Origin of the sequence: Sedimenticola selenatireducens DSM 17993, from assembly GCF_000428045.1 — a bacterium.
Classification (GTDB): Bacteria; Pseudomonadota; Gammaproteobacteria; order Chromatiales; family Chromatiaceae; genus Sedimenticola; species Sedimenticola selenatireducens.
The window spans coordinates 1-12,205 of sequence record NZ_ATZE01000001.1; the positions used below are offsets into that span (position 1 = coordinate 1).

Sequence of the window (12,205 nt, forward strand, 5' to 3'; positions counted from 1 at the left end):
GCCGCCGAATCATCCTACATGGCCCACCAAGTGGTAACGGGTGTGTACCGAGCACATAGGTCACACTTTATACCGGAGAGATAGGTAACACTCCGGTCAAGAAAGGGTTGGGCGCAGCCGCCGAATCATCCTACATGGCCCACCAAGTGGTAACGAAGCCCGGACCCGGCGTCCGGGTTTTTCGTTTTCAGATAACGCATTCGAACCTACGACGTCAAACAGGCTTGGTTCGACAGCGCAGCGAAGCGGAGCTGTATGAGACGNGCGTCCGGGTTTTTCGTTTTCAGATAACGCATTCGAACCTACGACGTCAAACAGGCTTGGTTCGACAGCGCAGCGAAGCGGAGCTGTATGAGACGGCGCAGCCGCCGAGACATCCTTCATGGCCCACCAAGTGGTAACGAAGCCCGGATCTAGCGTCCGGGTTTTTCGTTTTCAGATAACGCATTCGAGCCTACGACGTCAAACAGGCCTGGTTCGACAGCGCAGCCGCCGAGACATCCTTCATGGCCAGTTAATGAAATCAGGTGCTTACCCAAGATTTCCAAGTTGGGAGGGGAGTCTCTACATTCGATGCGATTTGTAAACTATCCCATTAGCTTCTTGCAGTTCGCGCACATAAGCGATGATATAAGATACTTCGCGTTTCGATATTTCAGGCCGGGGTGGCATATTGCCATATGGCCAATGGTGTTGTTTGACGCCTTGCAGTGTCGCGCGATAGAACGCCTCGTCAGCATGATGTCCGGGGTTATAAATGTCGTGGACCAGGGGCGGACCATTTTTGGTACCGCTGGCATTGTCACCATGACAGGAGATACAACTTTTGTCGTAATATTTCTCGCCTTTAACCGCTGTGGTAGTGAGTTGAGGTACCGTTACAGCTACAGTAGCGTCATTTTCGCCAGGTCCCATGACTTTGGAGGCAATAACCGCCGCACCTCCTACCAGAGCTGAACCGATAACGACAATTTGTATGATCTCAGTGGTTTTCATATGCAATACACTCTGTAATTAAGGGTAAAAATAGATCGAATTTGCAATTAAACAGATAGGCGGTGTTTATTGATCTGGATCAGAAATAAAATGCGCCATCAACCCACACTGCTAAACCAGGGAATTGTCTTTAGCAGCCAAAATGAGAAGCGACTTAAATACCCTGTAATCATTGCGATTCCCATGATGATCAGGATGATTCCGGCGATGCGGTGAATGAGTGGACCGCGTTTCCGAAACTTTTTCGCGTGATGAAGAAACTGATCGGTAAACAGTGCCGCCATGACGAAAGGAACACCAAGCCCCAGCGAATAAATCGCCAACAGGCCGATACCGTTATTGATAACGCCGGATGTTGCACTAACAGTGAGTATGGCGCCGAGAATCGGGCCAATGCAGGGTGTCCAACCAAAGGCAAAGGCAAGTCCTAATAGATACGATGACAGTGCCTTGCCTCCGGGTAATTCGCTGTGTACACGTATGTCGCGCTGCAGAAAAGATGATTTAAGCAGCCCTGTCATGAATAGACCAAAAATTATAATAACAATGCCGCCAACAATATTGGCTTCATATTTGTAACTGAGCAGCAGTTGGCCCAGCGCGGTTGCACTTGCGCCAAAGGCAATAAACACCGTGGAAAAACCCAGGATAAAGGAGAGACTCAAACCGACTATGATCAGCGTCTCTTTAGAATTGGCGCCACTCTTTCTGATCTCGTCGAGTGATTGACCACCTATATAAGAAAGATAGCCAGGGACCAGGGGCAGTACACATGGAGAAAGAAAAGAGACAAGTCCCGCTCCAAAAGCAGAGATGACGCTTATTCCTGAAAGTTCAAACATGGTGCGGCCTTGACGGGCAGGGTTTTGGATTGCGATGCGTTGTCATGTCGTTAGGCATTCAAGGTTATTCATGGGATTATCTGATCCCAGCCTTTGACTGCTCTTGTCTGATATAGGCAATGACATGGGCAGTTTGTTCAGGTGTTATCTGGGGTACGGCGGGCATATCACCAAACCCCCAGTGATGCTGTCTTACGCCATCGCGGACCGCCATATGGAATGCAAAGTCCGCATGGTGGGCGGGACGATAGACGTTATTGACAAGCGGAGGTCCTTGTTCAGTACCGCGGGCATTGTTCCCATGGCATGAAGAGCAATTGGTTACAAACAGTGCTCCGCCTTGCGTCGCATCACTGACAAAGCCTTCCGGTGGCAAATGAAGCGCCGCGCGACGTGCCGCAGGATCGGGTGCTTCACATGCAGTCAGAAAAATAACAAGGCTGAAAAGCAGGTACTTTTTCATGCCTGTTATTCCCCTCTTGATGGGGGAGCTTCAGTTTTGAGAAGTTCATCAACAATGCGTTGCAGTCGCGCGATAGGAAGTGCACCAGCAGCGGCAATCACTTGTCCCGTTTTATTGTTAACAAAGATATTACCGGGTGTTCCACTGATACCTGACAAAAGACCATTCTCATAATCACGCTGTACCCGTTCACGCATTTCTTCGCTTTCCAGGCATTGTTTGAACGGCTTTCCATCGAGACCAATTTCCACTGCAAGCGGCACAAGCTTGTTGATAGGGAAGCCATTACCGTTAGATGTTGTTCGGGCATAGATGAGGTCAGAGTAACGCCAGAAAGCCTCATTACCACCCAGCTTGGCGGCGCACTCGGACGCTTCGGCCTGTTTCTGTGCTCCTGGGTTGTGGAAATCCAGAGGAAAGTGTCGATAAACCCAGTTCACCTTGCCGCCATTGTTATCCACAAGTTTTGCGGCGGACGGGTGGAAGCGTTTACAGAAAGGGCATTCAAAATCGGAGTATTCGACCAGACTGATAGTGGCTTCCGGATTGCCACGTATGTGATCGTCGCCAGGCGAAACCGTTCTCATATTCTTCGCTTGACGGGAACTGGCCGACTCCTGCTGTTTCCTTGCTAAAGCCTGTTGTTTATTTACAAAGTTGACGATGCCACGCTCAATAGCTTTATCAAGAATACCCTCTTGATTAATTAACCTGTCCAGTTCAGTTCTTACTTCATTAGCAATAGCTTCTCTGTCGTTCGCTGATAGATTCGATTCTGCTTGAACGGAAGATAAGGCAGTGAAAAGTACTATAGCCAGGAAAAAGGAGAGATATGGCTGCAGGCATTTCATTGTAGTCGGATGTGCCATGTGTTTTGTGTCCAGGTGGTCGGTTGATAAACAGTGTTGTAGAGAGAAAATATCGTTTCATCCAACAATCTTTCACATGCAACTCATGTGTTTTGGGCCTTGGCAAGCGAGTATGCGGTCGCTCCAAAAGCTTTTTATATAAGCTAGAATATGGCTGGCCTGTTGTTCAGTAATAACACCTTTCCATGCAGGCATTCTCTTTGTTCGTTGTAGCCCATTCAGTATGGTGTGTATGATTTGCTCATCAGAGTGATGCCAGGCATGGGAGGTCTCATTCAGCGGCATTGCCGTTAAATAACCTGGGCGTGCAATAAATGATGGGATAGGCTTTTCGCCAACGCCGTCTTTTTGATGGCAGGATTGACAATATTCCTGGTAGAGTCCCTTTCCGGCGTTTACCGCTTCTGGATCAGGGCGTTCTCCCGTTGCAGCAAACAATCCCGGACTAAAAAATAGTGCAATAATGACGATGTTAAATTTGTGCATGTAAGTTGTCCTGTTTAGCCCATCTGTGCATAATCGGCCTCGTGCGAAACCAGCCAGATAAATGCAGAATTCCCGCGAGTGTTAACTTTCTATATCACGTAAATATTCGATAATCGCTTTCAAATCGGTTTCCGATAGTCTTCCTGTCGAGTTTTCAATAACATGCCCCATCGATCCCCCGAGGAAATCGCCATCCGGTGTCATACCGATCTGAATGGAGAACAGCAGATCCTCATCGCTCCACTGACTGACTCGATTGTCTTTAGTCATGGTCAATCCGGGTACGCTTTCTCCCTCTGGCCCTTCCGGGTTACCCGTGAGTAGTCCATCTGTTTTAATGCCGCCTAGCAAATTGCGTGGGGAGTGGCACTCTCCACAGTGGCCTGGGCCGTTTACGATGTAAGCTCCGCGGTTCCATGCTTGTGATTTGTCTTTGTTGGCCTGGAATGGTGCATCATCAAAATTCACCAGTTTCCATAATGTCATGAGGGGGCGGATGTTGAACGGGAACGCAAGCTCATGGGATTTGTTTTTTGAGACTATCGGTGTCTGCTTGTCCAGAAACTGTTTCAGCGCAAGCAGGTCCTGGCGCGACATTTTGCTGTATGAGGTATATGGAAATGCGGGATAGTAATGGCTGCCATCAGGTGCTTCGCCCTTTGTCATGGCACGTATAAAATCTGCATTGCTCCATGCACCAATACCCGTGCTCTCGTCCGATGTTATATTGGGCGTGTAGAAGACCCCAAAGGGGGTCTCCATGGGCAATCCGCCAGCCAGCGGCTGATCATCTGTTGCAGTATGGCAGGAAGCACATCCACCCATGTTAAATATGTATTCCCCTTTTTTAACCGGATCGTTAATTTCACGCTCCGTCGCCCAAGTGGTGGGTGCGGTAGCGATGGCAATCAACAAAGCTGGCAGCATGAGGATTGGTGAATTCATAATGCCTCTCCCTATTTTTCCTCTTTTTTCCGGTAGTCGGTGTGGCAGCTTGAACAGACTTTTCCCAACTTTGCGAATTGCCGGGAAATTGCACGTTTATCTCTGCCCTGTGCTGTTTCCTGGAGTTTTTTTGCCTCGTCACCCAATTTAACCGAGAGCGCGGAGAACTGATCCCACTCTTCCCATATAGCTGGAAGCGCCTCTGTAGGCTTATGCAAACTGTCACTTGGAAACAATTCGGGAATTTGCGGTGCTGCATCACTGATCGCCTGGGCATGTTTGGCGATCACCATGGAATCAAAGGCTGCTTGTCCTTTGATCATTGCACCAACTTGCTTCATGTTGTCGCCCACATCTTTCATCATTTCCATGCGCTCCTTGACCACACCCGTGGCTCCGCCATGGGCTACAACAACGCCGGTCAATAGCGCGCCCGTAAACAGAAATGCCAGCCGCGCGCCGCGGAAAATTAGATCCGTATTAACTTCCTTTTTCATGTTAAGTTCTCCACTTAATTAGAAGTGACATTTTGATTCGATTGGTAACCGTGGCGTGCCAAGATATTCAGCGCTTTGGTAGCAGCGATGCATCATCTGAATAATTCACGTAGATGAATTTATTGAATCAACACTCCCATCTCGGAAAATCCTTGATACAGGGATTCCTATTTCAGGTTGAGCATCTCAACACTTGGCCAACCAAGGCCTGCAATAGGTGGAAGTTTTGAATTATGAAGCGAGAAGCGGGGGTCTTAATAGCTGTGTGGGTATCAGGTCAGAGACCCGTGGAGATATGGCGGCGATATATTCGTCAGTGAAGGGGATATCTGTTTCTTGGGTTATATCGGTACAGATCTGGGCGCCGGAAAATGAATCGCAGTGATCACTGCAGCACTCATCATCAGCCTCTGCATGCTGTTGCAGATCAGACATCTGGAGACACGCGGCGGCGTCGGTATGGTCACTGCATTCTTTGGAATCAGCATGTCCTGCCGTCATGGCAAAGTCGGAGCCCGCCATGAAAAACCCGAAACTGGTTGAAAACGGCAATACAGCCAGCGTGAACGCCAGCAAGTACACAGTTATCATTCGGGTGGTATACGTCATGGGTCGCACAATCTCATTTTTTTAAACAATGTGTCAAGGATTGCAAATGCAAATCGGAATCTATTTTCATCTGCATACCCGAGAATGAGACTCAGCATGAACAAATTAGTTCAGACAATTTTTTACAGCAGGTTCACCAAATTACAACCATTACCTCGGCAGGATAATAATCGCCTGCAGTCCACCGGCCTTTTTGTTCCGCAGAGTGAGGGTTCCCCCATGGGTAAGGGCAATGTTTTTGGCGATAGTCAGCCCCAGACCCGTACCGCCCGTCTCTTTGCTACGGGAGTTATCGAGTCGCGTATAGGGTTCAAAAACCCGCTCTATTTGGGGTTCAGGAATGCCGGTCCCGGCATCGGCGATACTGATTTTCAGATATTCCTTGGAATCCTCAACCTGGATATCTGCCTGGCCCCCATATTTGAGGGCGTTGTCCACAAGGTTGTTTATCATGCGGCGCAATGAGACAGGGTGGCAGTAAAAGACGCTTTGGGCGCGGCCGGTTAATGTGATCTTTGACCCGGCCTCTTCGCCATCGATTTGCATTGTCTCAAGCAAATCGTTTATATCCAGCGCCTGTCTCCGCTCGTTGCCGGTTTCATCACGCATAAACTCAAGCGTGCCCTGCACCAGCTCTTCCATGTCATTTAGATCACGTTCAAATTTTTCTTGTAATTCAGCATTATCGAGTAATCCACTGCGCAGTCTTAGTCGGGTTATCGGGGTCTTCAGGTCATGGGAAATAGCGGCCAGGAAACGCGAACGTTCATCGACAAATTTACGTATTTGAGCCTGCATGGTGTTAAAGGCTCTTAGGGTGCTGCACACCTCTTCTGGTCCCTCTTCCGCCAGCGGTGGGCGTTGCAGATCCTTTCCCAGGGCACGGGCCGAATCGGCCAGATAGGCGAGTGGACTTGTGATCCACCTGACCGCCAGGAAGGCAACCAGTCCCAGGGTGATGAGCACCAGGCCAAGCGCCAGGATCACCCGAAGCGGCCAGGCAGTCATCTCCTCTGGCAGTTGCTCACCAAAACTGACCCATTGGCCATCTCTTAGCTCTACTTGAATCAGATTGGCACCCTCTGAAGGCAATATCAGCCCAGCCTCGGCCATATGCCGTTGCATCATGTCGTGCATTCCTGACCCTCTACCCATCCGCATCGGTAACTCATTCATGGAGTTAAAATGTTGCCGGGCGGTGCTGTCTACCTGACTTAGGTAAATCAGACGGTCATCGTCCAGATAGTAGTGAAGGACACCACGAAATAGCGTACCGTCACTGGTAGGTGGTGCTTGGTTCTGTTCCCCCTGGGGGGGGATCGACAGGCTGATGCGCATGTTCGGTCCATCCAGGGCATCAACTATCTCCTGGCGCTGCACGGCGGGCATCTGATCAAGGATCTTGACGATGCCTGCAATTCGCTGGGCGCTGTGAATCCCGGCTGCCCGTTGTATCGCCTCGCCCCGATCCCTGGTCAGCACCAGTGCAGTAATGGCCTCGGCTAACACCAGGCCAAACAGCAACAGGAGCACCAGGCGACTGAACAGGCTGCGTGGGAAGGGTAACCAACTCATCTCTTTTCTACCTTTGCCGACAGAACGTAGCCTTCCCCGCGTACAGTTTTGATGAGCTGCGGCTCCCTGGCATCTTCGCGTAGTCTTTTGCGCAGGCGGCTGATCTGTATGTCGATGGCGCGCTCGTCGGGTGTCCAGTCCCGACCCTCCATCTGGGTCATGAGCTGGTCGCGTGAAAGCACCCTGCGCGGGCTGTCGAGGAATATACGTAACAGTTTATATTCACCGCCACTGAGAGAGACGATCACCTTATCCTCGGCGATTAAATGCCGTGCAGCCGTATCCAGGGTCCAACCGGAAAACCGGATCCGCTCTCCGGTTTCTGGTCGGCTGCCCAACAACTCCCGGGCCCGCCACAATACGGCTTTGATGCGGGCCTGCAGTTCCCTTGGATTAAAGGGCTTGGGAAGATAGTCATCCGCGCCCATTTCCAGACCCAGTATCCGGTCCATCTCCTCGCCCCGGGCGGTCAGCATAATGATGGGTACATTCGATCGACTGCGCAGATTGCGGCAAAGTGTCAGTCCATCATCACCGGGCAGCATTACATCCAAAATCACCAGGTCAATATGACGTCGCTCAAACTCACGCCACATCTGCCGGCCATCTCTGGCAGCAGAAACCCGATAACCACTCTTGGTCAAGTAGGTGGTCAGGAGTTCACGTATCTCGGGGTCATCATCAACTATCAGGATGTGATCGATCTGGGCCATATCTGAATACCAACCGTATCTGTGCGTGTAGTTATACCATCTCTCGATAGCCTCTTTTTGTATCGAAGTGTAACAGTATTGGCGAATGAAAGAGTTCGCTACCCAAGTCAGGCCAGTGGAAACAATAGCGCTACATGGGAGTGGTTTAATAATCCACAGAGAGAGCAACTGCTCACTCGATTACTAAAGAGTAAGGAGATTGGCATGAAAACTATCACGAAAACTTTAATTCTCGTTGCAGGTCTTGGAGTCGGTCTTGCTGGTACGGGAGTTTTGCTGGCACACGGTCCCGGCAGCTACATGGGTGGTCCCGGCATGATGCAGCAGGGATACGGATACGGAAACCACATGGGTCCGGGAATGATGAGAGGGCCCGGTATGATGAATGGTGGGTATGGTAACCCTGCGACGATGCAGCAAGGGTATGGTAATCAGAATCCCATGGGTCCAGGTATGATGGGGCGCCCTGGAATGATGCAGGGTGGCACAATGGGACCCGGAATGATGGGGCAGTGGGGTACCAATCCTGCCGAAAAACTGTCAGCGGTTAAAACCGAACTAGGCATTACCAAGGATCAGCAGGCTGCCTGGGATAACTACACTGCTGCGGTCCAGGCCCATATAGCCCTAGGTCAGGCCAGTCATCAGGCTATGTGGACACCACAGGGTGGCGCTACCGGCCCTACCCGGAACAACCTTCACCAGGCAATGTGGGAGTCACGGCAGAAAGTGAGTGATGCGCTGCAAAATCTTCGTTCAGTGCTTTCGCCAGCACAGCAGCAAAGGGCACAGTCGCTGCTGGGATCAGGGTGCATTGGATGATATTACCGGGGTGATGTTGCGGGGTGGGTGAGGCATGCCAGACCATGTCTCACCCTTGTTTTTTCAATGGATAATTCAGGCACTGGATGATGAACTTTCCGAAAGATCATTTGTCCACTTGGAACTGATTGAACTTACGGATAATTAGACTAATATCTTGCATCTCATGCATCGTCTCTCCAAAAAACTGCTTGCGATTATGCTCTCCCTACTGCTGGGACTATCTCCTTTTCAGGGAGCAATAGCAGGATATACTGCTTTCGATGAGCAAACGGGGAATGTGAATCAACGAGTGAGTCTGCATCACAACATGGATATGGCAGTTAACCATATGATCCTTAATCAGGATCAGTGTGAAACTGACACGGGTAACATCTATTCTGGTTGTTCATCCGGCCACTGTGCATCTTGTGCACTTGGAATAACCCAGGTATCAATCCTTTCTACAACCGACATTTCAAAACCCTTGTTAATTCAAGCAAATGACTGCTTTGTAAGCCAGCCGTCGACTTCGCTTTTTCGACCTCCCAAGTCCTGATTCTCCTGCCGGTGATTGCTGAATAATCAGGAATCACCTGATGCGATTGATTCGTTGAGTATTTGTCAGCGGCTTTACGTATGTCACTGATTTGCAGAGGAAGCATGCTTCATGATTGATAATAATGACCCTCGATATAAGAGGGGCGTCACGCTGACGCGCCGCCGATTTGTTCAAGGATTGGCTATGGGAGGTGCCTTTGCTGGCATGGGATTAGGTTCCGGTTCCGTGCTGGCTGCGGCTTTAAAACGGCAAGGGTCATCAACCCTGAGCGGCACCGATTTCAATTTGACCATTGGCCAACAGGCCGTCAACTTTACCGGCGCACCAAGAATTGGCACAACCGTCAATGGCTCTTTACCAGCGCCTATTCTGCGCTGGCGTGAAGGCGATATCGTGACCTTGAGAGTAACCAACCTGTTGCCAGAGACCAGCTCGATCCATTGGCACGGTATTATTTTACCCAGTGCAATGGATGGTGTACCCGGCATAGCCAACGGATTTGCTGGAATAAAGCCCGGAGAAACCTTCACCTATCAATTTCCCGTGACCCAAAGTGGCACCTACTGGTACCACAGCCACTCCGGTTTTCAGGAGCAGACAGGCCTGTATGGTCCCATCATCATTGATCCAACAGCACCAGATCCATTCACCTATGATCGTGACTATGTGGTGATGTTCTCTGACTGGACGGATGAAGATCCTACCGATGTATACGCGAAACTGAAGAAGCTCAGTCACTATTACAACTTTAATGAGCGTACACACAAAGACCTGATGAAAGACCTTAAGGAGAAGGGACTGGCTGTCACCTGGAACGACCGCAAAATGTGGAACCAGATGCGCATGAGCCAACGAGACTTTTCCGATGTGACGGGTCATACCTATACCTTTCTGACCAATGGCCAGACACCGGCGGATGGCTGGATCGGACTGTTCAAGAAAGGCCAGAAAGTGAGGCTGCGCTTTATCAACGGGTCGGCCATGACCTTTTTTGATGTCCGTATTCCAGGTTTGAAAATGACGGTGGTCGCGGCAGATGGTCAAAACATCGAGCCTGTAGTCGTCGATGAGTTCCGCATGGGAGTGGCTGAAACCTACGACGTTATTGTTGAACCGAAAGATGATCGGGCCTACACCATCTTTGCCCAGGACATCGCCCGCTCAGGATTTGCCCGGGGAACCCTGACACCGGATATCTCGATGACAGCCACCGTCCCTGAAATAGACTCTGTACCCAATCTGGAACATGGTGACATGGGCATGAATATGATGGGCGGCGCTGGACATGACATTGCGAGTATGAACGGCAGTCAGCATCAGATGCCCACAGAGAGCATGATGCCCGGCATGGAGCATAGCCAACATCAGATGGGCAACGGAAAAATGATGCCAGGAATGAAGCACGAGCAGGTGCAGATGCCGGCTGGGGCGATGATGCCCGGTATGGATCACGGTCAACACCAGATGTCCGACGGCAGCATGATGTCCGGTATGGACCAGATGACAGGGAACGGGCAGATGGAAATTAATAAACTTAAACCTAACCCCTCGGATTTTACAGCAGGACCTGTGAGTCATGCCCAGACCGAGTATGGTCCCCAAGTGGACATGCGGGCGGATAGTCCTCAGTACCGTCTTGATGATCCTGGCGTCGGGCTGCGCGGCAATGGGCGGCGTGTGCTCACCTATTCAGATCTACGTGCCTTGCGCACCACTTATGATCACCGTGATCCGGACCGGGAACTTGAGCTCCACCTGACCGGTAATATGGGACGTTATATATGGTCAATCAACGGAATTAAACACAGTGATGCTGAGCCGTTGCGCTGGAAGCTCGGCGAGCGTGTTCGCATCACGTTTGTAAATGACACCATGATGAATCACCCGATGCATCTACACGGTATGTGGAGTGACCTGGAGACCGGAGACAACAACTATTTGCCACGGAAACATACAGTGATTGTACAGCCGGGTTCGCGCATCAGTTATCGCGTGACCGTGGATGCAGAAGGTGGGTGGGCCTATCACTGCCACCTGCTGTATCACATGCCGGGGATGTTCCGTACAGTTATCGTCAGTTGAGGAAGTAAAAATGAAAAGCATACTAGCTGTAGTGATGTTTGTCGGTCTCTCCTCAACGGTGTTGGCAGGTGGGGCGGATAATCCACTGCTTTACAAGGTGATGATCGATAAATTGGAACTCAGAAATACCAGCGGACCGAATACCCTGGTCCTGGAAGCGGATGCCTGGGTCGGTTATGACCTGAACAAGTTCTGGTTTAAAACGGACGTGGAACGTACCGATGGCAATACCGAAGAGGCAGAAGTGCAGTTTCTCTATAGCCGTGCCATTGCACCCTTCTGGGATATCCAGGCCGGGTGGCGGCACGATATAAAACCCAAGCCGACAGGTGACTATCTGGCACTTGGATTCAAAGGTCTTTCTCCCTATCAATTTGATGTGGATGCTGGCCTGTTCATTGGCGAATCGGGACAGGTGAATGCCCGGTTGGATGCCGAGTATGAATATCTGCTTACCCAGAAGCTGATCTTATCGCCCGAACTGGAAGTCAACCTGTATAGCAAGAATGACGCTGAAGTGGGCATTGGATCCGGTCTCTCTGATGTGGAACTGGGACTGCGGTTGCGCTATGAGATACGCCGTGAATTTGCCCCGTATATCGGCGTGAACTGGACCAGGAAGTTTGGCCAGACTGCCGATTTTGCCAGGGCCGATGGCGAGGATACCAGCGATGTTCAATTCGTTGCCGGTATCAGGATCTGGTTCTGATATTTCGATGAGAGGTAGATTCCTCGCTTTCCATGAAAGGATGGGTGGGTAGATTG

General features: G+C 50.5%; 13 protein-coding genes. 3 read left to right on the forward strand and 10 right to left on the reverse strand.

The annotated features are described in order from the left end of the window. Positions 1-564: 564 nt before the first annotated feature. The 10 genes from A3GO_RS25565 to A3GO_RS0100050 form a co-directional block, all read right to left on the reverse strand. The gene (locus A3GO_RS25565) at positions 565-996 is read right to left on the reverse strand and encodes a c-type cytochrome (protein WP_084609602.1); all 432 of its coding nucleotides are present in this window, start codon (positions 994-996) and stop codon (positions 565-567) included. Positions 997-1,094: 98 nt separating this feature from the next. Then, positions 1,095-1,838 (reverse strand): cytochrome c biogenesis CcdA family protein, encoded by a 744-nt coding sequence (locus A3GO_RS0100010; protein ID WP_029131660.1) that lies wholly within the window; start codon positions 1,836-1,838, stop codon positions 1,095-1,097. Between the two features lie 76 nt (positions 1,839-1,914). Then, on the reverse strand, positions 1,915-2,301 hold the full coding sequence (locus A3GO_RS25570; RefSeq protein ID WP_084609604.1) for a c-type cytochrome: 387 nt from the start codon (positions 2,299-2,301) through the stop codon (positions 1,915-1,917). Between the two features lie 5 nt (positions 2,302-2,306). Continuing rightward, positions 2,307-3,170 carry a DsbA family protein gene (locus tag A3GO_RS21760; RefSeq protein ID WP_037374347.1) on the reverse strand — a complete coding sequence of 288 codons (864 nt, stop codon included), beginning with the start codon at positions 3,168-3,170 and terminating at the stop codon, positions 2,307-2,309. 72 nt (positions 3,171-3,242) lie between these two features. Next, positions 3,243-3,656 carry a c-type cytochrome gene (locus tag A3GO_RS21765; protein ID WP_051301658.1) on the reverse strand — a complete coding sequence of 138 codons (414 nt, stop codon included), beginning with the start codon at positions 3,654-3,656 and terminating at the stop codon, positions 3,243-3,245. A gap of 81 nt (positions 3,657-3,737) precedes the next feature. After that, positions 3,738-4,601: a c-type cytochrome gene (locus tag A3GO_RS21770; protein ID WP_051301659.1), complete on the reverse strand. Its 864-nt coding sequence runs from the start codon at positions 4,599-4,601 to the stop codon at positions 3,738-3,740. An 11-nt stretch (positions 4,602-4,612) separates the two neighbouring features. Then, entirely contained in the window at positions 4,613-5,098 is a 486-nt protein-coding gene (locus A3GO_RS25035) for a c-type cytochrome (RefSeq protein WP_051301660.1), read from the reverse strand. Between the two features lie 231 nt (positions 5,099-5,329). After that, on the reverse strand, positions 5,330-5,707 hold the full coding sequence (locus A3GO_RS25925; RefSeq protein WP_157606647.1) for a hypothetical protein: 378 nt from the start codon (positions 5,705-5,707) through the stop codon (positions 5,330-5,332). 150 nt (positions 5,708-5,857) lie between these two features. Beyond that, positions 5,858-7,282, reverse strand: a complete 1,425-nt coding sequence (locus A3GO_RS0100045; RefSeq protein WP_029131662.1) for an ATP-binding protein — start codon at positions 7,280-7,282, stop codon at positions 5,858-5,860. Beyond that, on the reverse strand, positions 7,279-7,995 hold the full coding sequence (locus A3GO_RS0100050; RefSeq protein ID WP_029131663.1) for a response regulator: 717 nt from the start codon (positions 7,993-7,995) through the stop codon (positions 7,279-7,281). The genes A3GO_RS0100045 and A3GO_RS0100050 overlap by 4 nt, the downstream gene beginning before the upstream one ends. A 204-nt stretch (positions 7,996-8,199) precedes the next feature. Here A3GO_RS0100050 and A3GO_RS25040 point away from each other — a divergent pair, with 204 nt between their 5' ends. From A3GO_RS25040 to A3GO_RS0100070, 3 genes are all read left to right on the forward strand, one after another. Beyond that, positions 8,200-8,817: a Spy/CpxP family protein refolding chaperone gene (locus tag A3GO_RS25040; protein ID WP_051301661.1), complete on the forward strand. Its 618-nt coding sequence runs from the start codon at positions 8,200-8,202 to the stop codon at positions 8,815-8,817. A 649-nt stretch (positions 8,818-9,466) separates the two neighbouring features. Then, positions 9,467-11,440 (forward strand): copper resistance system multicopper oxidase, encoded by a 1,974-nt coding sequence (locus A3GO_RS0100065; RefSeq protein WP_051301662.1) that lies wholly within the window; start codon positions 9,467-9,469, stop codon positions 11,438-11,440. 10 nt (positions 11,441-11,450) lie between these two features. After that, the gene (locus A3GO_RS0100070; protein ID WP_029131665.1) at positions 11,451-12,149 is read left to right on the forward strand and encodes a copper resistance protein B; all 699 of its coding nucleotides are present in this window, start codon (positions 11,451-11,453) and stop codon (positions 12,147-12,149) included. Positions 12,150-12,205: the final 56 nt, after the last annotated feature.